Here is a 24,460-nt window from a genome sequence, read left to right as displayed (position 1 = left end):
CGGACGGCATGCCCAGCGCGTTGCCGAGCGGGCGAGGACTCCGTCCGGTACCCGTCGCCAGCTGCGCTGGGCACAATCGCTCAAAAGAAACCTGGCCGTCGGAGATGGCGACTCCGACGGCCAGGAATTCTCGGTGGGTTTCCTACTTCTTGAAATGAACGATCTGGTCGGTCTTGCCGGTGCGGGTCTTGTTCACCCATTCAGGATCAGCAAGTAATGGGCGTCCGAGTGCAAGTAGGTCGAACTCGTCGCGTTCGAACTTTTCCACCACCAAGCGCAGCTTCTCGTCTCGGTCCTGGTCGTCGGCGGGGTCGTCCCCGACGAATGGGTGGTCTACTGCTACCGACCCGACCATGATCGCAGGTAGGCCCGTGATCTTCTTGGCCCATCCGGACAGTCCCATGTGCTGGTCGGCGGAGTTTTCCGAGGGGAAAGCAGGTAACCAGTGTCGACGTGTCGACAGGTGGAACATGTCGACACCCGCATCAGCAAGCGGGCACAGTATCTGCTCGAGTTCCGTGGGAGTCGACGCGACAGCCGCGTCGTACTGTCCCACTTTCCACTGCGAGAATCGATAAATGATCGGAAAGCCAGGTCCAAGCGCTTCCCGTACGGCGGAAATAGTCTCTATGGGGAACCTGACGCGGTTCCGGAGCGTGCCGCCGTATTCGTCTTCACGTCGATTCGTTTGTTCCCATATGAACGTATCGAGCACCATTCCGTGTCCTCCGTGGATTTCGACTCCGTCGAAGCCGAGATCGGAAGCCAGCTTCGCTGATTCGACGTACGCATCTTTGATTGCGTCCATGTCAGCAAGAGTGAGGGCTCGTCCAAGGGGCTCACCGTCTACTCCGATGCCGGATGGTCCGACGGTCGGAACGTCCGGTTCGAATTCTGGTTCGCCGCCGCGCATCACGCCCATATGCATCAGTTGACTGACGATCGCCGCATCTTCACCGTGAACAGCTTCCACGACCGAACGCCATCCCGCGGCGCTGTCCTTGCCGTACATGTGCGGCATACTCGCGCTGCTTCCGGCTGCGGGAGCTCGAACCAATGTTCCCTCGGTGATGATCATTCCGACCCCACCGGCCGCCCGCTTACGGTAATACTCCACATTGTCGTGGGTCGGAATGCCCCTCGGTGAGTTTTCCCTCGTCATGGGAGCCATCACGAAGCGATTGCGCAGCTTCAGCGATGACACCGAGAATTCGCTGTACAAAGGCTCCAACACTGCGCTGTGTACTGGGGGGTTGTTCTGCTCGCCCATGGCGTTCTCGAATCCTTCTTGTCGTTGAACTTCGACACTTGTGGGAGCGCCTGAACACCAGGAGAACCCACCTACTAGTTTGGCAATAATCAAATCCGTAGACGCGACGTCAGAACCGGAATTGCCCTCGCTGAAGTCGTGCGATTACCCGCGGAGTTCGTCGTCCTCGGACGTCAAGTTGTACATGCGACGCCCCAGCGTCAGAATATCCTCGTCGGTGTACTGGTCTCGCGCAGCGAATACCTTGTCAGCAACCAGGTCGCGCTTCGTGGTTGCTGTTGCTCGGTCCGCTCGCTGTAATGCGAGCTCGAGGTCTGCGGCGGAGAGATCGGTGCAGTAGGCAGGATTGCCAGGCTCCTGCCGCCACGACTCGTCCAGCGAGCCGGCGTCGATTGCATCGAAACCGGTATCGTCCACCAGTTTCATGGTCGTTGCCCTACCCGCGCTGTCGTCACCCGACACCGGCAGGGTGATGCGGTCGTCTGCACCGTTCGGCAGCCCCTTGTCGGTGAGACTGCCGGCGAGGATGCTGTTCCACGCTTTGACCACAGAGCGTCCGAGTTGGGCACTAACCCAATGGCTTTCAGTCTGGCTGTCAGCTAGGCACTCGGGTGTGCCATCACGGAAGGGAAAATAGTTGGAGGTATCGATCACAAACACTGAATCGTCGATTTCGGCGAAAAGGTTCTTCAGCCGCGGTAGCGCATTGAAGGGAACGGAAACAATGACAACTTGCGACCGGCGAACGGCGTCAGCCGCGTCCACCGCGGATGCCCCGGACGCGGCCGATATCTCTCTAATTGTCTCCGGACCACGCGAATTCGCCACCAGAACCGTATGTCCCGCAGCGCTCAATTTGCGCGCCAGCGTTAACCCGATTTTTCCGGCTCCCACAATGCCGATCTGCATGTGCGCAATCCTTCCTGTTGTCGACGCGCGTCTCGGAACGTGTCGCGCTCTGAGTGGTTGAAGGGCTCGATCTGATGTCCGACGAAGACGAGTCGTAGGCACGGCGAGGAAGGCGACCGAAACGTCATCCGATGGCGGGTGTTGCCTCCCGGGCACGGGACCAGAGTGGCCGCAGCTGGTCCGGGGGTGGTCTAGCCGCGCACACGCTGATCGAGTGCGCCGGGTGCACGTGGGCAAGAAGGCCTGAATCTCGCCTTGATCCACGCACCCCGCGACGCGCGCCTACGATGCCCGGTGGATCAGCGCATACTCAGGCAGGTAATTGATCGATGCGTGTCGTGTACGACGACGGCGCTGGCGATACGCATCTTCGCGTCCTCGTGCTCACTTGGCTTGCGGCAAGTTCACCTGCTTCGTCTCGAGGAACTCCTGGATGCCTTCGATGCCACCCTCGCGGCCGACTCCGGACATTTTATATCCACCGAAGGGCGCCGTGATGTTGGGACCGAACGAGTTGATCGCTACGGCACCGCTCTCCAGGCAGGGGGCAAGCTCGAGCGCCTTGTCGACGTCGGGCGTGAATATGCCATTGCTGAGCCCGTATTCGGTGTCGTTGACGGCTGCGACACCCGCCTCCAGATCGTCATACACTTCGACCGTGATGACCGGCCCGAATACCTCTTCACGGTTGATCTGCATTTCGGGGGTCGTCCCGGTCAGCAGGGTCGGCTCGAACCAGTAGCCTCGCTCAAACATGGATCCGCTTGGCCTCTTGCCGCCGGTCAGGACAATCGCCCCGACATTCTGCGCGGTTTCGACGAATTCCTCGACTCGATCCCGTTGTGCGCGAGAGACAAGGGGGCCGACCCCGGTGCTTTTGTCAGCTGGATCGCCGACGGTCAAGTTGCGGAACGCTGTCGTCAAGGCAGTTATCCACTCGTCGCCTCTCGACGCTGGCACCAGAATACGACTTTGGGTCGTACAGACCTGCCCAGCCTGCATAGTGCATCCATACGCCAACATCGGCGCAAAATGCGCAGGATCGGCATCGTCGAGCACGAGCGCGGCCGACTTCCCTCCGAGCTCGAGAGTCACGCGAGTCATGTGCTCGATGGCCGTAGCCATCACTTTCTTGCCCGCCGCGGTGCTTCCAGTGAACGAAATGTTCTTGATGCCGGGCCGAGAGATCAGGAATTGGCCCAGGTCACGACCCCCGGGAAGGAAGGAGATCAATCCGGCGGGCAGGTCGACCTCGGCGAGCGCTTCGGCGAAAATGAAGGATACCAGGGGAGTTTCAGGCGACACTTTCACCACCACGGGGCATCCCGCCATCAGCGCCGGCGCGATTTTCACCGCTGCCAAGACCAATGGGGCGTTCCAGGGCACGATGGCTGCAACCGGCCCCATAGCCTCCCGGCTGACGTAAACCGGCCCGGTGAGCGTGTCTCGACGGGTCGGACCGAGATCGAGCTGTTCGGCGAGTAGAGCCGTATCGCGGAAAATCGCCGCTGCGGTTGCCGCCGTGAAACCGGCGAAAGAGGACAGGCCACCCTGATCGAGCGTATAGATTGCTTCGAACTCCGATGCGCGACGTTCGATCGCGTCGGCGATGGTGTTGAGAACCTTCGCCCGTTCGTTGAGATCGGTGGCGCGCCAGTGTCCTGCGCGGTGCAACTCGGCGGCGGCGGCAACCGCTCTCTCCGCATCGGCCTCGCATGCGAGCGGCACGCGACCGATTGCTTCTTGAGTAGCTGGATTTTCTACGTCCAACCACTCGCGGTCGGTGCTCACGTTCCATTCGCCCGCAATGTAGAGCGCGTCACGGAAAGTAAGGGCGTTGGTAGGGTTCACTCCGCCTCCTGCGGACTAGAGCTGACGTTGCCTGCAGCAGCGAAGGCGCAACATTGTCGCATTCTGCGACGCGGTGCCTCGTCGCTCACCGGCGGCATGGTGTCCCGTCGACGCTTGTAACAGGATTCGTTGCATGGACTATCAAGTGTGACTGCGGTCGGCGCTGTTGCCCCGATCACAGCGATTACATTGTTAGCCGACTAGCAATAAAAGTCAAGCGCCCTGAGATGAGGGCTCCGGTTCCGACGCCCACCGGTGGCGTAGAACGCGCTCGATGCGCGACGTCGGCGCGCTCTCGCGGGTCCGCCGCACAGCACCGCCCGAGACGGCGATCTACTCCCGCGTTGGGCTGTGGGAGTCCGTGCCGGCGGTCCAGTTCGATGCGGATACGGTGAAGTCGAGCGGTTTGAACAACCCGGATTCGTGTGTCTGTCCGTGCACCGACGGTGTTGCGGAGAAGAGACGACCATCGCGTACGCATCGAAATAGTGCCTTTGACCACGGAGAACGTGTGAAGCCGCCCAGAGCGTCCTTCACCGTGCACTCGCTCGGTAACCATCTACCGTGACACCGCACGACCGTCGCGCGTCATCCTGCCGTTGTCCCGCGTACGCCGAACCTCGGTGGCCGGCCGGTGCGGGTGCAGCGGATTCCACCGAATGTCGACCTACTTCGTCACCTGACGGAGTAGGTCGACATTCGGGCCGTGGTGCGGGCACCAGAGTTACATGAACAGCGCACGGCTTACGCGGACACCGAATTCCGAGTCCGGGTTCGTCTTCCCGTCGCCGACCCTTTCGGTGAAGGCGGCAACTGCCAGGTCGCGCCGCTTCGGCAATCTTGCGGACTCTGCCGCGGCCAGCGCGGCCGGCATCTCCTCGCTGGTGAGGTCAGTGCAGTAGGCGGGTGCGCCGGGTTGCTGGCGCCATGATTCCGCGAGTCTCCCCGCGTCGAACCCGTCGAACCCGGTGTCCTCGACCAATGCCATGCCTACTGCGCGTTCTCTGTCATCGTCGGCGGCGACCGGGATGGCGATACGGCCCGCGGTTCTCACCGGCGTTCCTTTCCCGGCGAGTGAGCCGGAACCGATGGCGTTCCATGCCTTGACGATCGGTCGCCGGAGTTGTTCAGCAGCCCAAAGGCTTTCGACTTGTCCGGCTTCGATGGACTCGATCGTGGAATCGCGGGCCGGATAGTAGTTCGACGTGTCGATGACGACTGTGTCGGCGGGCACGGTGGTGATTAGCGCTGCGACCTCCGGAAGACGGCTCAGTGGGATGGACAGGATCACGACGTCCACATCCTTCACCGCCTCGGCCGCGGATGCTGCACGCGCTCCCGTGGCAAGAACTTCGGCGTCGATCGTTTCCGGCCCGCGGGAGTTGGCCACCTTCACGTCGTGTCCGGCGGCGCCCAACTTCTGACTCAGGGTCTTGCCGATGTATCCGACGCCGAGAATGCCTATTTTCATGTGGAACTCCTTCTGTTATGCATCATTTCATTGGTCAACAGGCTTCAGCGAACGTTTCGAACATGCGTCGACGGGATGCGTTGACCCGTCGGCTCGGCCTTGTCGAACGCGCAGATCGTTGCGAGAGCGTCTATCCGTATGGGAGCTGCGATCTCGCGCGGTATCGTCTGTTCGAACGGGATTCGCCGCTCGTTCGGTTGCGCGCGTGATTCGTGACGGTGCCCTCGACCGGCCCATGCGAAAGCGTCGGCTTCCGAGCGGTGTGGGCGCTGGGGTGGTTCAGTGGGCACTTGGCGCTTTGGGAACGAAAAGGACGCCGAGGACGGCGACGATGGCGAAGACTCCGGCGGTCGTGAAGGTTGCCTGGGCTGCGGACACGGACTCGGCCATGCCGAGTGCACCCGCATCCTTGGCCCCGATCGTGTAGGCCGAGATGAGCACTGCACCACCGGCGGCCCCGGCCAGCTGTTGGATGGTGGTGAAGGCTGCAGTGCCGTGCGGGTAGAGGTCGGCACGCAGGGAGGCCAATGCGGTCGTCGTCATCGGCGCCCACATGAGAGCTTGGGAAGCGGAGAGGACGAGGTAGGCCATCAGGATCGTGACCACACTGGTGTCCCCGTTCATCTGGCTGAGGAACCACAGGGACGCCGTCCAAACGACCGCGCCGGGGATCGCCAGTGGTCGTGGCCCGAAGCGGTCGTAGACCCGTCCGCCCAGCCCGGAGACGATCGCGATGAGGGCCCCGCCAGGAACCAGGAAGAGGCCGATTGCGAAGGTGCTCAGTCCGACGACGTGGGTCAACACCAGGGGCAGGACGATCAGCGTGCCGAACCCGTTGAGCGCGACGATGACCATCACCAGGAGTGGCACGGTGAACGACCTTGTGCCGAAGATTCTCATGTCGAGGAATGCGTCGCGGTGGCGCTGCAGGACGACCTGTCGGTAGACGAACGCCGCGATGCCGGCCAGCCCGACGGTGATCGGGAGGTAGGGCGGGATGGGCGCGTGGCCCGACACGGACTCGCCGATCGAGGCCAGGCCGTAGACGAGCGAGCCGAACCCGACGGCGGACAGCACCAGCGACAGGATGTCGAGCGTCGCCTGCTCGGGTGTGATGATGTTGCGGAGTTTCATCGCCCCCAGTGCCAGTGCTGCCAGGGTGATCGGCAGTACGAGAATGAAGAGCCACCGCCAGTTCAGCTGGGACAGCACGACACCGGACACTGCCGGGCCGACCGCCGGTGCCACGGCGGTCAATCCTGTGACCAGCGCCATCGTGTGGCCGCGGCGACCGGCGGGGACAAGGCGCATCGTCGTGGTCATCAGCAGCGGCATGAAGACGGCGGTCCCGGCGGCCTGGACGATTCGTCCGGCGAGCAGGACCTCGATTGCCGGCGCGAGGGCGGCGATTGCCGTCCCGACGGTGAATAGCGATAGCGCACCAAGGAAGATGGTGCGCAGATGGAACCGTCGCATTACGTATCCGGTGGCCGGGATGAGCACCGCGAGCGTCAGCAGGTAGCCCGTCGTGACCCACTGCCCGGTGCTCGGGGTGATGCCGAAATCGACGATTAGGGTGGGGAGCGCGACCCCGAGCAGCATTTCATTGAGTAGGACGATGAATGTCGAGACCATCAGCAACCCGATGACCAGGGCGCTTCCCGGGGCGAGCCGAGCCTCAGGATCGGTCTGGGATGCGGTGGGTGTGACGTTCGCGACCGGTGTGTCCGGGATTGACATGTGCGTGCTCTCTGTCTGGAGTGGTGGGTCGGTTGTGAGGGGTCAGCTCGACGCGAGTGCTGCGCCGGCGAGGCGTGGGTCGAGTCCGTACTGAGCGGGTGCGCCGAGGTGATCGCGCAGGGTGGACCCTTCATAGTCCCGGTGGAACAGGCCGCGCTCTTGCAGCAGCGGGACGACCTGGTCGACGAAGGCGTCGATGCCGTCGTGGTAGACGTCGATGGCCAGGGAAAAACCGTCGCAGGCGCCGGCCTCGAACCACTGCTGCATGTGGTCGGCCACGTCGGCGGCCGTGCCGGGCACGACCGGGTGGTAGTCGATGACCCCGTGGGCCAGGACGTCCCGGAGGGACCAGCCCTCACGTGCCACCTCCAGTGCGCGGGTCGAACGCGGGTCTCCCGGGTTGGGATTGGCGTCGGCGAGCTGACGTGCGGTGAGCGGCTCATCGAGCTGACCGGGGCGCAGGTGCAGACCGATCATTGCGCCGAGGTAGGTCACGCGCTGGTCCAGGTCGACCGACTGGTCCAGCAGACGCCGCCGGTCCAGGGCAGCCCGGTGGGTGGGCGCGATGCTCGGCATGAAGCCGGCGAACAGTTTCACCTCGTCGGGGTTCCGGCCGGCGCGTTCGGCGGCGAGGCGCAGTGCCGCACGGTGCGCGCGGCCTTCCTCGATGGTGAAGGGATTGGCGTACACGCCGCTGGCGTAGCGCGCCGCCAGGTCCAGCCTGTTCCCACCGCCACCGGCCTGGAAGAGGACCGGCTGGCCCTGCTCGGACGGTGGGATCGGCAGCGGTCCACGCGCGGCGACGTGGCGGCCGTGCATGTTGATCGGCTGGATCTTGCTCATGTCGGCGAACCGCTTGCCTGCGACGTCGCGTACCCAGGCGTCCCGCTCCCAGCTGCCCCACAGCGCCTGGACCGCTTGGACGACCTCGTGGGCTCGCTCGTATTTCTCCGCACGCGGAGGAACCGAGCGGCCGAAGTTTGCCGCGGCGGCTGCGTTCGAGGTGGTGACCGCGTTCCATCCGGCCCGCCCGTGGCTGATCACGTCGAGTGCCTTGAACTGGCGGGCCAGGTTGTAGGGCTCGTTGAAGGTAGTGGAGGAGGTGGTGACCAGGCCGATCCGTTCGGTCTCGCGGGCGATCGAGGTCAGGATCAGCAGCGGGTCGATCGCGAAGTGAGGAGGCTCGTGCTCGAGATCCACGTCCAGCGCCGGCGTGTCGGCGAAGAACAGCAGTTGGATCTTGCCGCGCTCGGCAGCCTGGGCATACCGCACGAACTGGTCCATGTCGGTGTAGCTGAACAGGTTCGCCCCCGGCACCCGCCACGAGCCCGGTTGAGCTCCGTAACCGCTGGTGAGCTGCAGGCATAGGAGCATAGTGCTCGAATCATCGCCGCGTGAGTCGGGGAAAATCACTTGGGGTTCGCTCTCTGTTGACGCTTCGAGGGGTGCCACGTGCGGTGCTCGCTTTCGTGGTCGTTGTCGGTCGACGGTGCCGGTGCCGGTGCCGGTGCCGGGGTGGGATAGCCGTCGAGTAGAAATTGCACGCGGGATGGCTTTGCTCGACGGCGGGGATGCCGGGGTACGCTGATGAAGTGGGGGCTGCCCCCAGATAATAAACGGGGTGCCCCCCCGTTTAGCAAATCGGCGTCGTAACGTCGGCGTTTCTAGAGACTTTGAGGTGCGACATGGCGGGTAGCGAGACGCGACTGCGTCGATCACGGGCGGACTTCGAACGGAACCGGTCGGAAATACTGGAATCTGCCGAGAAGCGTTTCTCCAAGGAGGGAGTAGGCACCTCCTTGGAGGCGGTAGCACGCGACGCAGGGGTCGGGTCGGCCACCCTCTATCGCCACTTCCCGACCCGCGACGCACTACTCGCTGAGCTGCTGAGTCGCCGCGAGAGCCAACTCTTGTCCGAGAAGCATCGAATCGAGCAGATCGTCGACAGTGGCTCGGCACTGGAACAGTGGATGGCCGCGCTCGAAGACTTCTTCGGGGCGTTCGAGGGCCTGCCCGGGCCGCTGCGCAGCGCGTTCCTCGAGGAACACAATCCCCTTGCGGTCAGCTGCACCGGCTTTATCGAGCTGACCGGCCAGTTCCTGGGTGCGGCACAGCGAGACGGGAAGGCGCACAGCTGGCTTCGCGCGCGTGACCTCTTCCTCGCCGCGCTCGCCCTGAGCTGGGTCAGAGGCTCGTCGCTGGCAGACGAGTCGTCCCAACAACACCTCAGGGCGTTGAGCAGAGACGGCTACGCATCCACCAATGAGGCTCCCTAACCCGAAGGTCGCCCGAGGTCACGTTCGACTCAGGAGGACGCAGGAGCGGCGATATCCTGAACGTGCATGATCGAGAGGTGAGCGGTATGGGTCCGACGATGGGAGATGATCCTCTCGACACCCAGCGCGACGTGACGCCTACGGTCACGACGGAGCTGGATGCGGCCGGGTTCGCGGATGCAGAGGAGATCGGGCGTGGCGGTTTCGGTGTGGTGTACCGCTGTCGCCAGACGGAACTGGACCGCACCGTGGCGGTCAAGGTGCTCACCGCGGACCTCGATGAGGAGAACCGGGCCCGGTTCTTCCGGGAGCAGCGGGCGATGGGCAGGCTCACAGGGCATCCCAATATCGTGAACGTGCTGCAGGTCGGCGCGACCGACAGAGGGCACCCGTACATCGTGATGCCATACCACCCGCTCGATTCGCTAGATGCCCGCATCCGGGGCAGCGGGCCGCTCGGGGTGGACGAGGTACTGCGACTGGGGGTGAAACTGGCCGGGGCGCTCGAGACCGCGCACCGAGCCGGCATCGTGCATCGCGACGTCAAGCCGGCCAACGTTCTGGTCACGGACTACGGCGAACCGGAGTTGACCGACTTCGGCATCGCGCACATCGCCGGCGGGTTCGAAACGGGTACGGGCACGGTGACCGGGTCACCGGCGTTCACCGCCCCGGAGGTGCTCAGCGGCGACCCTCCCAGTGCGGTCTCGGACATTTACGGGCTCGGTGCGACGCTGTTTTGCGCGCTCACCGGTCATGCGGCGTTCGAGCGGCACAGCGGTGAACAGGTGATCGCTCAGTTTCTGCGCATCACCACACAGCCTGTTCCCGATCTGCGGGAGCAGGGAATCCCGGACGACGTGTGCGCCGTCGTCGAGCGCGCGATGGCGACGGCACCCGGGGATCGGCCAGGGTCGGCCGCGGCGCTAGGCGAGGCGCTCCAGCAGATCCAAGCAGCGCGTGGTCGCGCGGTGGACGAGATGGCGCTGCACGGAACGGGTAGGGCGGCTGCGGCGGCTACCGCCGGCGTCGCGCAGGCCGGCTCCAATGTGTCGCCGCAGCCGCGGCACCGGCCCCGGCATGCTGCGGCGGGAAACCTGCCGATGGAGCTGACCAGTTTCGTGGGACGACGCCGAGAGTTGACCGAGGCCAGGGCCGCCTTGTCGGATGCTCGCCTGGTCACCCTCACGGGAATCGGCGGGGTCGGCAAGACGCGGCTGGCCCTACGGGTCGCGGCCGACGCCCGCCGCGGGTTCCCCGACGGGGTCTACTGGGTCGAGTTGGGTGAACTGACCGACGAATCCCTTCTCATCGACATCGTCGCTGCGACCCTGGGACTGCGTGACCACTCTGCACGTCCGCTAAGGGAACTCGTTGTCGAATTCCTCGCGGACCGGCGCCTGCTGCTTGTGCTGGACAACTGCGAGCAGGTGGTGGACGCGGTCGCGCAGCTGTCTGAGACGCTGTTGCGAAGCTGCAGCGAACTACGTGTCCTCGCCACCAGTCGTGAATCGCTCAGTATCGGTGGGGAGGTGGTGCTGCGGGTGCCGCCGTTGACCGCGCCCGAACCGGACCGCGAGCCGACTCTGCGTGGGCTGCCCCAATTCGACGCGGTCACTCTGTTCGCCGAACGCGCCGCGGCGGCGGTGCCGGGATTCATGCTCTCCGAACAGAACAAGGACGCCATCGCTCTAATTTGTCACCGGTTGGATGGTCTGCCACTGCCGATCGAGTTGGCGGCGGCGCGACTGCGGGCGATGTCGGTCGAGCAGATCCTGCGCCGGCTGACCGACCGCTATGGGCTGCTCACCTTGGGTGACCGGGGCGCGCCCACTCGGCAACAGACCCTGCGGTTGTCCATCGCCTGGAGCTACGACCTCTGCACGACGCAGGAGCAGCAACTATGGTCGCGGCTGTCGGTGTTCGCGGGCAGTGTCGAACTCGATGGCATCGAAGGGGTCTGCGCCGAAAACCCGGATACCGGAGACGCCCTCGACACGGTGACCTCTCTGGTGGACAAGTCGATTCTCATTCGAGAGGAGTCGAGTGGCGTCGTGCGGTTCCGGATGCTCGAAACCCTGCGTGACTATGGCAGAGAGAAGTTGGAGGAGGCCGGCGAATCCGAGCGAATGCGTCGACGACACCGGGACTGGTATTTGCAGCTGGCGTTGCAGGCGGACACCGAGTGGATCAGCAGTCGACAGATCGCCTGGATCGACCGCCTACGCCGAGAGCTGTCGAATCTGCGTGAGTCCCTGGAATCCTCTCTAAAGGAACCGAATTCGTTGGAGTGTCTGCGGATGGCGACGGCGCTGTTCCCGTTCTGGATGGGGCGGAGCATGTTCAGCGAGGGCCGATACTGGTTTGACCGCATCCTCGACAGCTCACCGGGAGAGCCAAGCAGCCTGCGCATCCGAGCGCTCTGCGACAATAGCGAATTGGCCGAAGCGCAGGGGGACGTGGTAGCCGGAACGGCTCTGGTTGCGGAAGGCCGGGCGCTGGCGGAGCACACGGACGACCCCACCATAGAGGCCTACATTGCCTACGCGGAAGGCGTGCTGGCACTGTTCGCCGGTGATCTTCCGCGGGCCCGTGCGCGCCTTGAGGCTGCCGCCCTGAATTCTGGATCGCGTGGCCATTCGGCGCAGCTGCTCAAGGCTCTCATGTTGCTCGGGACGGTGAATGATCTGCTCGGCGACTCGGCGCGGTCGATCGACTACTACCAGCAGGTTCTCGATATCACCGGGTCGGTCGGCGAGTCGATGTACCGCGCCTACACACTGTGGGCCCTGGGCGTTGCCACGTATCGGCAGGGCGACGACACGAGCGCCCTGCGCTATCTCACCGACGGACTCACGCTGGCTCGCCGGGTGGACGCCCCGTTGACTGTGGCCACCTGCCTCGAAGCGTTCGCGTGGATCGCCGACCGGAACGGTGGCGCGGCGCGCGCCGCGGTCCTGATGGGTGCGGCGGAAGCCACGGTCGAGATGACCCGTCACTCAACGGTGTTGTACCCCAACCTTAACGGGTTGCACGAGCAGTGTGAGCGACGCATCCAGCGCATTCTCGGCGAGCGAGCATTCGAGAAGAACCGGAGCCACGGAGCGTCCCTCAACGTCGACAAAGCAGTCGCTTTCGCGCTCGGTGAGCCAGAGCCTGAGGCCGCTGTAACAACGCCTTCTACGCCGACGACACCGACCAAGCGGGAGCGGCAGGTGGCCGACCTCGTGGCCGAAGGACTCACCAACAAGGAGATCGCCGCCCGATTACATATTTCACCGCGCACAGCGCAGGGACATGTCGAGCATCTGCTGTCCAAACTGGGCTTCAACTCCCGAGCCCAGATCGCTGCATGGGTTGTGGAGCAGGAACGCCGGTAGGCGCGCTCCAGTGAGGCCCCTGTCGGAGACCCTTACAACTGGCTGACCCTTCAATCTGGCTCCGGTGAGCTCCGGCGAGTTGCAATCGGACTCTTCCTGGTGTCGGGTGGTGTCGTCATCTCCGTAGTGTCCGCGCTCGGTGATTGGGTGTACGACCGCTTCGAGCCACGCCCGCTGGCTATTCCGGGCGCAGTCATCTGGATTTCGTGCATTTGGATCCTCAGCACGTTGGACGAAAGCAGCGGAGTGTGGGCGTATTTGGCAGCCTACCTCGCCCTGTCCGCGGCACAAGCGATGATGTGGGCTCCGATCGCTGCGCCAAGGTGGCGCGATTGCCCCTGCTCCGATGATGCCTATCTCATAACCGCCTCTCCGGGTTTACAGGATGTTCTGGTGTGCCGGTGGGCGACGGCCGGCCATCACGATCGCGATCGTGATGGCCGAAGCACGACTGGAATCACCATCGCGGCGCCGGAAGTCTCGTCGAGCGGCGAGTCCGTCCTGAAGTCGGTGACCGAGCGGCCAGCACCAGACTCTGACCATTCTCAGACTGCATCAGCGATCCACACGTTCCGGTTCCTGGTTGGCGGACGGGATCTGTGCCGGTAACGGACGCCTCACGCACATTCGCCGTCTGCCCCGAATCCGAAACGCCTGCGCGATAACGAGAGCGGTCAGTGCAAGCAGGGCCATGCCAAGGGAGAACACCCCGGTTGCGGTGATAGTGCCGTATTGATACAGAACGGCGCCGATCTCGGCGCCGATTGCAGCACCGATGAAGGTGAAGAAGATGAAGATGGCGTTGGCGCGTGGACCGGCGTCACCGGTGGCATCGTAGATACTGACTTGGTTGGGGACCTGGACGACGAAGTTCATCACGGCGAGTCCAGCCAGGGCTGCGCCGAGAACGATCGGATGACTCGGACTGACGATCAGGGTCACGCTCGATACGGCGCCGATCGCGAAACCCATCGACCGGACGGTGTCGTGCCCGGTCGCGCGCATCAGTGTTCCGGTGAAAGGGACCAGGACGGCCGAGAACAGACCCACCAGGGCGAACAGTCCCGTCTCGATCGGCGTGAAACCCAGTCTTTCGGTGAGGTGTAAAGCCGCCACGGTCCAAACTGCGTTGAATGAGCTGAACGCGAGAAACTGGTAACCCGAGGCGGCACGGAGGGTACCGGTACGCGCGAAAAGGCCGGGCAAGGAGCCCAGCAGAGTCTTGTACAAGATCGCTGTGGTCGGTCGCAGATCCGCGCCGACCACCACGCCGAGAACCAGGACCATGGCCAGCAATGCGACCGCCGCCGCGACGAACACCCACCGCCAACCGGTCATGTCGGCGATGATCGCAGCCCCGACGCGACCACCGAAGATCCCGAGTGCGAGCCCGGCGATGATGAGCGCCGTCGCGTTCTCACGTTGGTGAGTCGGAGCGAGTCGAGCGGCGAGTGGACCGAGCAATTGAGCCACGCTCGCCGCGCCACCAGCGATCAACAGAATCAGGCACAGCAACCACAATTGCGGGGCTGCCGCGCAGATCAGCACGATCACCGCGGTGACCGCGAACTGGATCCGAACGAGCCGACGGGGAGATCTGATCTCTCCAACTGGTACGAGCAGGAGTACACCGATCCCGTAACCGAACTGGGCCGCGGTTGCCGCCCATGCAGCGACGGCGTGTGATGCGCCGAATTCCGCACCGACGTAGGCGAGGAGCGGCTGGGGCAGGTAGATCACGCTCACCGCGACGCCTGAGGCGAGCGCAAGACCGAGAACGATGATCAACCAGTGCCGGCCGACAGCTTCGCTCCGGACTGGAACCGGGCGTTCTGGCTCTGAGGACAGCATGGGACGCAACCTCATTTTCCGTTCTCGTGTGTCGATTGCCGGCGACTGACTCACCGCACGATGGGCACTGCGCCGTGCGGGCTCGACCGGTCCTCGGGTCGGCCGGCGGATACCGTGACGATGATCGAACCAGGGGTGGTTGCTGTGGCCGGTGAGCGCCATCGCGGTCACAGCAGCCACACCGTCAAGTGTTGCTGGGTGCTACATCGATCAGCAACTTGCCCGCGAGAGAACGAGAGGCGATGTCCTGCTGAGCCTTCGCGGTGTCTTCGAGCAGGTAACGAGCGGCGATGGTGGTCGAGATCACCCCCTCACGTAGCCAGCCGAACACCTCTTCGGCACGCCAGGACAGTTCACCGGGACGGATGGTGAAGTGCGCGATCGACGGGCGAATGACGGACAGCGACTTCGCGGCGAGCGTGCTGAACTCTATCGCCGGCGGCGGACCGCTGGCGGCACCGATCACCACGAGGGTTCCGCGGATACCCAGACTGTTGAGCCCATCCTCGACGGTGTCGCGTCCGATGCCGTCGTAGACGACGTCGACGCCGCGGCCCTCGGTGATCTCCTGGACGACCTCACCGAAGTTCTCGTAGCCGATGGCGTGGTTTGCGCCGCTGTCGACGGCGATGCGCCGCTTTTCGGCGGTCGAGGCGGTTGCGATCACTGTCGCGCCCAGATGGCTGGCGATTTGGGTCAGCAGGCGCCCGACACCGCCGGCGGCGGCGTGGACCAGCACGGTGGAGTCTTTGCCGATGGCGAATGCGCTGGTCGCCAGGTAGTGGGCCGTCAGGCCCTGCATCAGGAGCGCAACCGCGTCGTCGTTGCTGATGTCCTCGGGCACAGCTACGGCCTTGGCCTCGTCGAGGACGACAGTCTCGGCGAAGCTGCCCTGAGCTGCGAGCCATCCCACACGCCGGCCGACCCAGCTCGGGTCGAGATTCGAGCCTACCTCGGTTACCCGGCCCACACCCTCGACTCCGCCGACGAAGGGGGCCGGCAGGGCTCCCTGTCGGTGGTAGATGTCGAGGTAGTTCACCCCCGCGGTCTCGACCGCAACCTGGAGCTGGATGGCGCCCGGCACGGGGGCATCCATCTCGGTGAACGTGACCTTCTCAGGTCCGCCATTCTCATTGACAGCGATAGCCTTCATAATGACCTTTCTGCGACGGGCTCGAGCAGCGAATATCGCTGCGAGACAATATGAAAGTGATCTTCCAGCTGCGGAATGCCGTAGTCGCGGAACCCGCCCTCGTGTCCAGTATCGAGACCGGACAGTGCCGCGGGCAACAACCAACAGCACGCAACGGTGGTGTGAAAATGCACCACTATTGGCGGGTGCGCAGGTCAGTGACCAGTCCAGGTGGGGGCGGCGCGGCCGAGAAAGGCGGCGGTGCCGATGGAAAAGTCCTCGCTGCCGTAGACGGTCTCGACGATATCGTCACAACCGGCGAGCGGATCGAGCTGCAATCGAGTCAGGGTTTCCTTCCTTCGTCGCCCAGAGGGTCAGCGGAGCGGCAGAGCGGATGTCGTCGAGGACATCGTCGACATCATGATCGAGGGTTTCTGCGCTGCTCAGGACGTTGATGAACCCGCTCTGACCGAGCTGGTCAGCGGTGTACGCGCGGGACCGGATCAGCATGTCGCTGACGATGGAGGACCCGAGCCGCTCCCGCAGTAGGCACATCGAGTTCACGGACAGGCAGTTGCCCATTGTCTTGGCCACGGGCACACCGAAACGTGATGACGGTGTCGCGATGCGAATATCACTTGCCGCGGCGAGAAGCAGCCCGGCACCGTAGCAGTGTCCGGTGATCACAGCCACGACAGGGACGCGGAGCCGCTGAAGCCGTGTTACGGGCCGGGTGATGCCCTCCTCGTAGCGAAGCCCCAACGGTCCGCTCCGCATCCCCTGCGATGTAGCGGGCATCGGTACCGGACGTGAACGCCCGGGCACCGGCGCCCCTCAAGACGAGGGCCTTGAGCCCGCTGTCCGTCTCCGCCTCCTGCAGAGCGGCATCGAATTCGGCATACATCGTCTCGGTCAACGCGTTGTGCGCCTGCGGGCGACTGAAGACGATCGTCGTGACAGAGTCGTCGCGATACAGACGGACATTGCCGTGCGCATCGACGACCCCGGGGGTGTCGTTTCCGGGCGTAGGCATCGGTGGTCTGCGTTCCCTCAGCGAGTTGCCGCGTCCGCCGCAGGCACCGATGCCGCGGCCGAGCCGAGGCGGCCGTCGAGAGCAGGCAGGAGAGCGGTGCAGTCGTACCCGCCGGCGCCGCTGTCGACCAGCTGCTCGAATAGGGCGTGCACGGTGCGTGCGGTGTCGAGCGCGGTGCCCGTGCTCTGCCCGGCCTGTAGCGCGAGCGAAAGGTCCTTATGCAGAAGCGCACTGGTGAATCCGGGAGCGTACTCATGCGAACTGGGGGCCGAGGAAACCACACCGGGGGCGGGGTACCACTCACGCAACGCGAAGTTCTCGGCGCTCGAACTCACCGCGATGTCGTAGAAGACATCGGCGTCGAGGCCGAGACGTTCCCCGAGCAGCAATCCCTCGCACGTTCCTGCCAGACAGATCCCGAGGATCAGGTTGTTGACAATCTTCGCTGCCTGGCCGGTGCTAGGGCCACCGGCGTACACGATCTTCGCCGCCATCGGCGCGACGATCGATGAGGCGGCCGCAAAACTCTCCTCCGAACCGCCGATCATGAACGTCAACGTCCCGGCCGCGGCCTTGACCACCCCACCGGATACCGGCGCGTCGACGAACTTCAGCTCGCGGGCTTCGGCCAAAACGTGCAGTTCCTTGGCGCTATCAATGTCGATCGTGGACGAATCCACAAACAGCGTCGTCCTCGATGCGACCGAGAACAACCCGGTCGGTCCCGCCAGCAACTCGCGTACATGAGCGCCCGTCGGGAGCATGGTGACCACCGCATCCGCCCCCTCGATGGCCTCGACAGCGGAAGAGTAGATAGAAATGCCGGCCATCTCGGCCTCGCGAGCCGCCACCGGGTTGATCTCCACGCCGCGGACTTCGTGCCCAGCCCCCGCGATCTGCAGAGCCATCGGCAGGCCCATCCTCCCGAGCCCGACCCACGTGATCACCGACATCGTGTCTCCTTGCCAGTTTGATTGAAACCGAAGAGTTCCGAGCGCTTGTCGTCTCGTCCACACTTGAGACTGCGAGAGAGTAGGTCGTGGGTCAATGACCAACTGAGCGCAACCCTGGTGCAAAACTGCCATGGCCGAGGTGCGGCCCGCCGTGCGGAAGGGCGACCGAAGGCGTCAGGGAGAGCGAGCGCCGGAACAGGGTCGTTCCCGCCGCAGATTCGTCGTGTGTCCGGACCCGCGACGGCCACGATCGCCGCTGCGCGACTACACACCGGTCGATGACGTTCGCATTCCATCCTGCTCTGACCTGCTTCTACCGCCGAAGCGCGGCACTGTCGGCACTCGGAGATCAACGGTAACGAAGATCCCCGCCGAGGCGGCACCGCGACCGCCGGAAAGCCGCGAGTACACGCTCACGACCGCCACCGAATCCAACAACGGTGGCATATCCACTCTCACATCAGGGAAAAGAACATCGGACGGCTCGCTGGCCGCACCGTCGTAATCAAGGACAACCTTTCGGTGGCGGGGCTGTCGATGATTAACGGATCCAACATCTTCGACGGTCACTTGCGGGGATCATGTGCGAGCGCTGTAAGTGCTGCCAGCCCATAAATGTGCTTCGGAGAGGCGGTGCCTTGCTCGAGTCGGGCCAACTGAAACCTTGCGGCACCCCGAAGCCTGTGGTTGTACTCGCTCATATCGATTGAGAAGGCGGTCGCAATGCTTTCCGGGGCCGGCCCTCCAAGCGGATCCCAGAGAAGCGCAAAATCGAGGATGTCATTGTCGTTAAGGCTGTTCCACATTTCGTCCTACTTGGGGTGCTTGCACTGATTTCGTCCGCAAGTTCTCTAGACCGTCAGCTGAATGGCCAGTTCACGTAACGAATCGCTGCGGGTTTACGGGATGGGTGAGGAACCGCGCCGGCGGTGCGGGTATGCGTTCACCAAACTGTGTATCTCGGCTTCGGATGACCTGCCACAATCGCTCGAGGAACCGGTGCCGCGTCATCCCGAACTGCATAGAGATCTCCTCCTCGGAAGCGCCTTTGTACGGCGCCCACATGGTGGCGAACTTAATAAGGCGCTCCGCCTCGATGTCAGGATGGGTGCGCTTGCGGTTGGCTTCGATCCAGCTGGCGCGGCGCCGTTGGCGCCATTGGGGAGAGTTCACGGGATTTTCACCTCTGGTCGTACTGAAAAAGCCCTCGGAAGTATTGGGGCAGGGAACGCCAGGCGTCCTCACTCTGACTGTCAAGTTACTTATTGCACGCCGCACGAGGGTTTGCGCAGTTCGCTCTCGAAGGCGCTCAGGCCCGCGAGAAGGCCGAGGGCGGTGTGGTCGTCCGGGGAACAGAGGTCAGCGGTCTCCGCCAGCGCCTCACTCACACGGACCCAGGCCTCATACCCGGAATCGGTCAACTCCACCAGTTTTTCGCGCCAATAGTCAGGATTCTGGTATCGGGTCACGTGCCCCGCTCGTTCGAGGCCGTTGAGTGTGTGAGCGATGCTGGTCCAGTGGCGCTTGAGATGCCGGGCGAGGGCGAGGATGGAGATCGGGTCGCGGCCGGAATGGACAAGCAGCTGCATGATCTCGTATCCCGCCCAGCTGACTCCGTACGGCGTGAACGCCTTACTGAGCTGCGAGGACAACATGCGCTGCGTCCGCATCATGGAGTAGATGAGGTCTACTTTTGTCGCAGGGGCCGGTTCCGGGAGGATGCGGTCTCGGGCTCGTAGTTCGCCGAATTCTGCGATGGTCGCGCGGGAACGATGGAATTCGCCGCTCACGTCGTCTCCTCTCACGGCTCGAAATGGTTGCGCCATCGAGCATCGCATGGAACGGGGATTTACGGCAGCCGCGAGTTCTGCGCAATGCTATTTGCAGCATTGCTCGATGACGGCAGCGCCCTGCCGAATCCGGCTGTGCAACGGTATTGCGTCCGGTGCAGGTGAGGCTACGTTCGGGAGAGGCCGCCCACCCCCCGGGTGGCCACTCTCGGTGACGACGGTCTGAGCGATCAGATCTGTCTACGCGGAGGGATCGGCCGCGAATCGTCGTCGCTGGACCGCGTCACGGCCCGCTTCCTCGCCGTGGACGAGCGCACCGCTTCCGTCCGCGAACGGCCCGGATGTAACGCTTCGGCACCCAAATCGGAAACCCCGCAACGGTGACGCGAGAGGCACATTCGCGGACGCCGTCTGAGCCGCCGAGTGGGTGTACTGCACTGAGGTGCAACGTATCCCGCCTATCCGGTAGGGCAAGACGTGGTCCGCGTCGGAGGGCACGGTGAGCGTGGCCATCCGACGCGGACGTCTAGTGGCTACGCCGGTCCTACTTCACCCCGGCAGAAGCCGTGCTGGTGACCTGGTGTTCGCGTTCGCGTTCGGCGTCGGCGAGGTCGATGCTCTCGAGAGCGAGACCCTTCGATTCCCGGGTGTACAGGACCGCGATCGCGGTGACGGCGCACGCCGCAGCGAGATACAGCGCGATCGGCACCGACGAGTCGAACTTTTCGAGCAGCCCGACGGCGATGATCGGAGCGAGCGACCCGGCGACGATCGAAGTGACCTGGTAGCCCAGAGAGACACCGGAGTACCGCATGCGGGTGGGGAACATTTCCGCCATCGTGGCGGGCTGCGCGGCGTACATGAACGCGTGGTAGATCAGTCCGACGATGATGGCGAACATGATGACGGTGTTGTGGCCGCTGTTCATCATCGGGTAGGCGTAGAAGCCCCATCCGCCGGCCATGACGGCGCCGAAGAGGTAGACGGGCCGACGGCCGATCCGGTCGGAGAGTCGACCGGCAAGGGGGATTGCGGCGAAGTGGATTGCGTGTGCGATGAACATCCACCAGAGAATGGTGCTGGTGTCGGTGTGCACCACGATCTTCAGATACGTGATGGTGAAGGTGACCACCAGGTAGTACATGATGTTCTCGCCGAAGCGCAGTCCCATCGCGGTAAATACTCCCCGTGGGTAGCGCTTGACGACCACGAACACACCGTATGAAGTTGCGGCGACCTTCTCGGTCTGCTCCTTGGCGGCGACGAAGATGGGGGCGTCGGAGACCTTGGTCCTCACGTAGTAGCCGATGAACACGATCGCGGCCGACAGCCAGAACGCGACCCGCCAGCCCCAGCTGAGGAATGCTTCGTCGGACAGCGTCGCTGTGAGCACGAGGAGCACGATGGTGGCGAGCAGGTTGCCGCCGGGTACCCCGGCCTGGGGCCAGCTGGCCCAGAACCCGCGGCGGTCGTTGGGGCTGTGCTCGGCGACGAGGAGTACTGCGCCACCCCATTCGCCGCCGACCGCGAAGCCCTGGATGAACCGCAAGGTCACCAGCAAAGTCGGTGCCCAGAAACCGATCTGGTCGTGGGTGGGCAGGCAGCCCATGAGGAATGTGGCGCTGCCGACGAGTACCAGGCTGAATTGCAGCAGTGACTTGCGCCCGTACTTGTCGCCGAAGTGGCCGAAGACGATGCCGCCGAGCGGTCTGGCGACGAATCCGACTGCGTAGGTGACGAATGCGGACATGATTGCGGTCAGCTCGCTCATGCCGGCGTCGAAGAACACCTTGCTGAACACCAAGGTGGCGGCGGTGCCGTAGAGGAAGAACTCGTACCATTCGACGATCGTTCCGGCCATCGAGGCCGCGACGACCTTCTTCAGGCCCGACGGGGTGGGCGCAGCCGCGCTGCCGCCACCTGCGGGGGTTGTGTGATCCACTGCGTACTCCTACGTGGTTCGGGTTACAGCCAGTGCCGGGATGTGACACCGTGCACTCTCTGCTGAGAAGTATTCGCGGCAGTGATCGAGTCGGGCAACAGCCAATCGCACGCGGGGCTGTTGCAGAACTGCACCAAGATGGGGGAGGGCCGCAGCCGGCTCACTTCACCGGAGGCAGCAGATCCGACTTTCGTCGCAGTGCTTCGGCGTGGATGGCGTGACGGACCGCCTGCACGGTCGGGTTGGTCAGGCTTTCGCGTCGGGCGGCCAGGGAGAACGTCAGGTGGACGTCGACTTCCCGGGGGAGCAGGCGAATCAGTTCGGGATAGGGCTTGGCCATGAAGGCGGGGAGCAAACCGATGCCACCGCCGGCCAGGGTAGCCTCGACGTGCGAGAAGATGTTCGTGGACATGAATTTGGCGCGGGCGCCGGGCAGATGCCGCTCCAGATCGAGGTCGCCGACCTGTAGCAGGGAGTCGACGAAGAAGATGATCGGATGGTTCTTCACATCCTCGATCGAGTCCGGGGTCCCGTGCTGGCGGAGGTAGTCGTCGGTCGCGTATATGCCCATCGAATAGGTGCTGATCAGCTCGGACACCAGGCGGCTGTTCACCGGTGTTCCCACGGCGATCGCGACGTCGAAGCCGGATTGGTGCAGGTTGAGCTGGCGGGTGGCGGTAAGGAGCTCGACCGAGAGGTCGGGGTGCTGCATCCGTAACCGGGCCAACGCTGGGGTGACGATCAGTGTGCCGAATCCGTCCGGTGCCGTGACACGCACCGTCCCGCGCAGCGCGCTGCCGGCGCCGCCGACTGCGGCGTCGACCGCCAGTTGAAGTGATTCCTCGATCGCGCGTGCGCGTTCGGCGACCGCCTGTCCGATGTCGGTCAACTCCCAGCCGTCCGCACCACGTTCGATCAGGCGCACCTCGAGAGTCTTCTCCAGAGCGTGGATTCGCCGCGACACCGTCGTGTGGTCGACCCCGAGATCGATCGCGGCGGAACGGCGGGTCCCGGTGCGGGCGATAGCGCTGAGATAACGGAAGTCGTCGGCGCGGACCTGTCGTATGTCGATCGCCCGCGGCGTGGCCGTCGTGGGAGGCGCTGCTGCGGGCTCGTCGGTAGATGATGTACTGCGGCCGGTCATGCACCCGAACTCTACTCGTCCGGTATCCCTTCCTTGGTGCATTTTTGCATCCCTGCGGCGTGATGTTGGTGGTTGACCGCGCACGAGCTGTGGCGCACCGTAGAAGTCAGCCGACGTCAGGCGTTCCGTCGCCGGGGCTGAGTCTTCGCCCCGCCGCATGACCATTTGTGATTCGAAACTATCTGCACCTCAAGGTTTTATGTCTAAGGAGTACCACGATGACCTCAACCCAGGTCGCACCCGCAAGCCTCGGAATTCCGGCGGCTCGCGACTTCCCGATGCTGATCGACGGCCGCTGGGTCGAGGCGATCAGCGGGGAATGGACCGAGGTCACCACACCGATTCTGCGCGACCACGTGATCGGACGGGTACCGACCAGCGAGGCTGCCGACGTCGACCGGGCCGTCGCCGCCGCGCGAGCCGCTTTCCCGGCATGGCGCGCCCAGCACTTCACCAGCAGGGCACGAGTGCTCGGCCAGATCGCGGACGCGATCGAGGCCCGCATCGAGGACCTCGCCTCGTTGACCGCACTCGACACCGGCAACGCCATCCGCACCCAGGCGCGGCCCGAAGCCCAGACCCTGGCCAATCTGTTCCGCTACTTCGCCGGCATCGCCGGGGAGAGCAAGGGCGTCGTGCTCCCCGCAGGCGATGATCAGCTCCAATACACCCGGCTCGAACCCCTCGGTGTCGTCGGCGCCATCCTGCCGTGGAACTCGCCCCTGATGATCGCCGGATTCAAGATCCCCGCCGCACTGGCCACCGGCAACACCGTGGTCGTCAAGGCCGCCGAGGCGGCACCGCTGAGCGTGCTGCTGCTCGCCGAGATCTGCGCCGAATTCCTGCCCGCCGGAGTCCTCAACGTCATCACCGGCCTCGGATCGGTCGCCGGCGAGCGCCTGGTGCAACACCCCGGCGTCGACAAGGTCTCCTTCACCGGATCCACCGAGGTCGGCAGACACGTCGCCCAGGCAGCCGGTGAACGGCTCGCCCACGTCTCGCTGGAGCTGGGCGGCAAGAACCCGTCCATCGTCTTCCCGGACGCCGCAGACGACGACGATCTGATCGGCGACCTGCTGCTGTCCTCCCGAGTGCACCGGCAGGGCCAGAGCTGCACCGCCGGGTCCCGCCTGTTCCTGCACGAGGACATCTACGACGACGTACTCGGCCGGCTGACCGCCACCCTGGGCAGCCAGGTCGTCGGAAACCCCCTCGACGAGAGCACCGACATGGGCGCCATCATCAACGACAAGCAGTTCCGATCGGTGACCTCCTACGTCGAGGACGGCCTCGCCGCCCCGGGCATCACCGTCGCACTCGACGGATCGGTGGACCGCAACGACGGCTTCTACCTGGCGCCCACGATCTTCGCCGGCGCGAACAACGACTGGCGTCTGTCTCGCGAAGAGATCTTCGGCCCGGTCGTGGTGGTGATCCCCTGGAAAGACGAGGCCGAGGTCATCAAGATGGCCAACGACTCGCATTACGGGCTGGCGGCGTACGTGTGGACGCACGACCTCGACCGGGCCATCGGCACGGCCAACGCGCTCGAAACCGGATGGGTTCAGGTCAACCAGGGCGGCGGTCAGATGGTCGGGCAGTCCTACGGCGGCTACAAGCAGAGCGGCATCGGCCGGGAGGCCTCCCTCGAGGGCATGCTCGCAGGCTTCACCCAGACCAAGCAGATCAACGTGCGTCTGCGCACCGCCCGGTAACGG

Annotated in this window: 19 protein-coding genes; 3 read left to right on the top strand and 16 right to left on the bottom strand. The window is 64.3% G+C overall.

The annotated features are described in order from the left end of the window. Window positions 1-142 precede the first annotated feature (142 nt). The 6 genes from QM841_RS27055 to QM841_RS27030 all read right to left on the bottom strand — a co-directional run bounded on the left by QM841_RS27055 (window position 143) and on the right by QM841_RS27030 (window position 8,615). The gene (locus tag QM841_RS27055; RefSeq protein ID WP_283334452.1) at window positions 143-1,270 is read right to left on the bottom strand and encodes an oxidoreductase; all 1,128 of its coding nucleotides are present in this window, start codon (window positions 1,268-1,270) and stop codon (window positions 143-145) included. A gap of 144 nt (window positions 1,271-1,414) precedes the next feature. Next, window positions 1,415-2,281 (bottom strand): NAD(P)-binding domain-containing protein, encoded by an 867-nt coding sequence (locus QM841_RS27050; RefSeq protein ID WP_283334514.1) that lies wholly within the window; start codon window positions 2,279-2,281, stop codon window positions 1,415-1,417. Window positions 2,282-2,563: 282 nt separating this feature from the next. Beyond that, entirely contained in the window at window positions 2,564-4,030 is a 1,467-nt protein-coding gene (locus QM841_RS27045) for an aldehyde dehydrogenase family protein (RefSeq protein WP_283334451.1), read from the bottom strand. Between the two features lie 724 nt (window positions 4,031-4,754). After that, window positions 4,755-5,501, bottom strand: coding sequence for an NADPH-dependent F420 reductase (locus QM841_RS27040; protein WP_283334450.1), 747 nt, complete (start codon window positions 5,499-5,501; stop codon window positions 4,755-4,757). 279 nt (window positions 5,502-5,780) lie between these two features. After that, entirely contained in the window at window positions 5,781-7,241 is a 1,461-nt protein-coding gene (locus QM841_RS27035) for a DHA2 family efflux MFS transporter permease subunit (RefSeq protein WP_283334449.1), read from the bottom strand. A 42-nt stretch (window positions 7,242-7,283) separates the two neighbouring features. After that, the gene (locus tag QM841_RS27030) at window positions 7,284-8,615 is read right to left on the bottom strand and encodes an NtaA/DmoA family FMN-dependent monooxygenase (protein ID WP_283334448.1); all 1,332 of its coding nucleotides are present in this window, start codon (window positions 8,613-8,615) and stop codon (window positions 7,284-7,286) included. Window positions 8,616-8,926: 311 nt separating this feature from the next. Between QM841_RS27030 and QM841_RS27025 the strand changes: the two genes are divergently transcribed. Together QM841_RS27025 and QM841_RS27020 are read left to right on the top strand one after the other, a co-directional pair. Next, entirely contained in the window at window positions 8,927-9,517 is a 591-nt protein-coding gene (locus tag QM841_RS27025) for a TetR/AcrR family transcriptional regulator (RefSeq protein ID WP_283334447.1), read from the top strand. A gap of 98 nt (window positions 9,518-9,615) precedes the next feature. After that, window positions 9,616-12,897, top strand: coding sequence for a protein kinase domain-containing protein (locus QM841_RS27020; protein ID WP_283334446.1), 3,282 nt, complete (start codon window positions 9,616-9,618; stop codon window positions 12,895-12,897). Window positions 12,898-13,452: 555 nt separating this feature from the next. On the opposite strand, the gene QM841_RS27015 is transcribed toward QM841_RS27020, so the two are convergent. The 10 genes from QM841_RS27015 to QM841_RS26975 form a co-directional block, all read right to left on the bottom strand. Beyond that, complete coding sequence (locus QM841_RS27015; protein WP_283334445.1) at window positions 13,453-14,748, bottom strand: MFS transporter; 1,296 nt, start codon at window positions 14,746-14,748, stop codon at window positions 13,453-13,455. A 184-nt stretch (window positions 14,749-14,932) separates the two neighbouring features. After that, window positions 14,933-15,901, bottom strand: coding sequence for a quinone oxidoreductase family protein (locus tag QM841_RS27010; RefSeq protein WP_283334444.1), 969 nt, complete (start codon window positions 15,899-15,901; stop codon window positions 14,933-14,935). A 194-nt stretch (window positions 15,902-16,095) separates the two neighbouring features. Continuing rightward, window positions 16,096-16,218, bottom strand: coding sequence for a hypothetical protein (locus tag QM841_RS27005; RefSeq protein ID WP_283334443.1), 123 nt, complete (start codon window positions 16,216-16,218; stop codon window positions 16,096-16,098). Further along, window positions 16,190-16,618, bottom strand: a complete 429-nt coding sequence (locus QM841_RS27000; protein ID WP_502943290.1) for an enoyl-CoA hydratase-related protein — start codon at window positions 16,616-16,618, stop codon at window positions 16,190-16,192. The genes QM841_RS27005 and QM841_RS27000 overlap by 29 nt, the downstream gene beginning before the upstream one ends. Beyond that, on the bottom strand, window positions 16,515-16,913 hold the full coding sequence (locus tag QM841_RS43470; RefSeq protein ID WP_502943289.1) for an enoyl-CoA hydratase/isomerase family protein: 399 nt from the start codon (window positions 16,911-16,913) through the stop codon (window positions 16,515-16,517). The genes QM841_RS27000 and QM841_RS43470 overlap by 104 nt, the downstream gene beginning before the upstream one ends. A 17-nt stretch (window positions 16,914-16,930) precedes the next feature. Then, window positions 16,931-17,866, bottom strand: coding sequence for a 3-hydroxyisobutyrate dehydrogenase (mmsB, locus tag QM841_RS26995; protein ID WP_283334442.1), 936 nt, complete (start codon window positions 17,864-17,866; stop codon window positions 16,931-16,933). Window positions 17,867-18,742: 876 nt separating this feature from the next. Next, window positions 18,743-19,039 (bottom strand): hypothetical protein, encoded by a 297-nt coding sequence (locus QM841_RS26990; protein WP_283334441.1) that lies wholly within the window; start codon window positions 19,037-19,039, stop codon window positions 18,743-18,745. Between the two features lie 89 nt (window positions 19,040-19,128). Next, complete coding sequence (locus tag QM841_RS26985) at window positions 19,129-19,656, bottom strand: MarR family winged helix-turn-helix transcriptional regulator (RefSeq protein ID WP_283334440.1); 528 nt, start codon at window positions 19,654-19,656, stop codon at window positions 19,129-19,131. A 544-nt stretch (window positions 19,657-20,200) separates the two neighbouring features. Beyond that, window positions 20,201-21,598 (bottom strand): MFS transporter, encoded by a 1,398-nt coding sequence (locus QM841_RS26980; protein ID WP_283334439.1) that lies wholly within the window; start codon window positions 21,596-21,598, stop codon window positions 20,201-20,203. A gap of 160 nt (window positions 21,599-21,758) precedes the next feature. Continuing rightward, on the bottom strand, window positions 21,759-22,742 hold the full coding sequence (locus tag QM841_RS26975; RefSeq protein ID WP_283334438.1) for a LysR family transcriptional regulator: 984 nt from the start codon (window positions 22,740-22,742) through the stop codon (window positions 21,759-21,761). 218 nt (window positions 22,743-22,960) lie between these two features. Between QM841_RS26975 and QM841_RS26970 the strand changes: the two genes are divergently transcribed. Next, window positions 22,961-24,457: an aldehyde dehydrogenase family protein gene (locus QM841_RS26970; protein ID WP_283334437.1), complete on the top strand. Its 1,497-nt coding sequence runs from the start codon at window positions 22,961-22,963 to the stop codon at window positions 24,455-24,457. Window positions 24,458-24,460: the final 3 nt, after the last annotated feature.

This window comes from Rhodococcus sp. IEGM 1307, assembly GCF_030056915.1.
Classification (GTDB): domain Bacteria; phylum Actinomycetota; class Actinomycetes; order Mycobacteriales; family Mycobacteriaceae; genus Rhodococcus_F; species Rhodococcus_F opacus_D.
Note: the sequence above shows the minus strand (reverse complement) of the source record. Positions and strands in the feature narration are given on the sequence as shown.

What these genes read in the sequence shown, in the direction of transcription:
- QM841_RS27055 (WP_283334452.1), bottom strand. Translation starts at nt 1,270, where the DNA reads ATGGGCGAGCAGAACAACCCCCCAGTACACAGCGCAGTGTTGGAGCCT.
- QM841_RS27040 (WP_283334450.1), bottom strand. Translation starts at nt 5,501, where the DNA reads ATGAAAATAGGCATTCTCGGCGTCGGATACATCGGCAAGACCCTGAGT.
- QM841_RS27035 (WP_283334449.1), bottom strand. Translation starts at nt 7,241, where the DNA reads ATGTCAATCCCGGACACACCGGTCGCGAACGTCACACCCACCGCATCC.
- QM841_RS27030 (WP_283334448.1), bottom strand. Translation starts at nt 8,615, where the DNA reads ATGCTCCTATGCCTGCAGCTCACCAGCGGTTACGGAGCTCAACCGGGC.
- QM841_RS27025 (WP_283334447.1), top strand. Translation starts at nt 8,927, where the DNA reads ATGGCGGGTAGCGAGACGCGACTGCGTCGATCACGGGCGGACTTCGAA.
- QM841_RS27020 (WP_283334446.1), top strand. Translation starts at nt 9,616, where the DNA reads ATGGGAGATGATCCTCTCGACACCCAGCGCGACGTGACGCCTACGGTC.
- QM841_RS27015 (WP_283334445.1), bottom strand. Translation starts at nt 14,748, where the DNA reads ATGCTGTCCTCAGAGCCAGAACGCCCGGTTCCAGTCCGGAGCGAAGCT.
- QM841_RS27010 (WP_283334444.1), bottom strand. Translation starts at nt 15,901, where the DNA reads ATGAAGGCTATCGCTGTCAATGAGAATGGCGGACCTGAGAAGGTCACG.
- QM841_RS43470 (WP_502943289.1), bottom strand. Translation starts at nt 16,913, where the DNA reads ATGCCTACGCCCGGAAACGACACCCCCGGGGTCGTCGATGCGCACGGC.
- mmsB (WP_283334442.1), bottom strand. Translation starts at nt 17,866, where the DNA reads ATGTCGGTGATCACGTGGGTCGGGCTCGGGAGGATGGGCCTGCCGATG.
- QM841_RS26975 (WP_283334438.1), bottom strand. Translation starts at nt 22,742, where the DNA reads ATGACCGGCCGCAGTACATCATCTACCGACGAGCCCGCAGCAGCGCCT.
- QM841_RS26970 (WP_283334437.1), top strand. Translation starts at nt 22,961, where the DNA reads ATGACCTCAACCCAGGTCGCACCCGCAAGCCTCGGAATTCCGGCGGCT.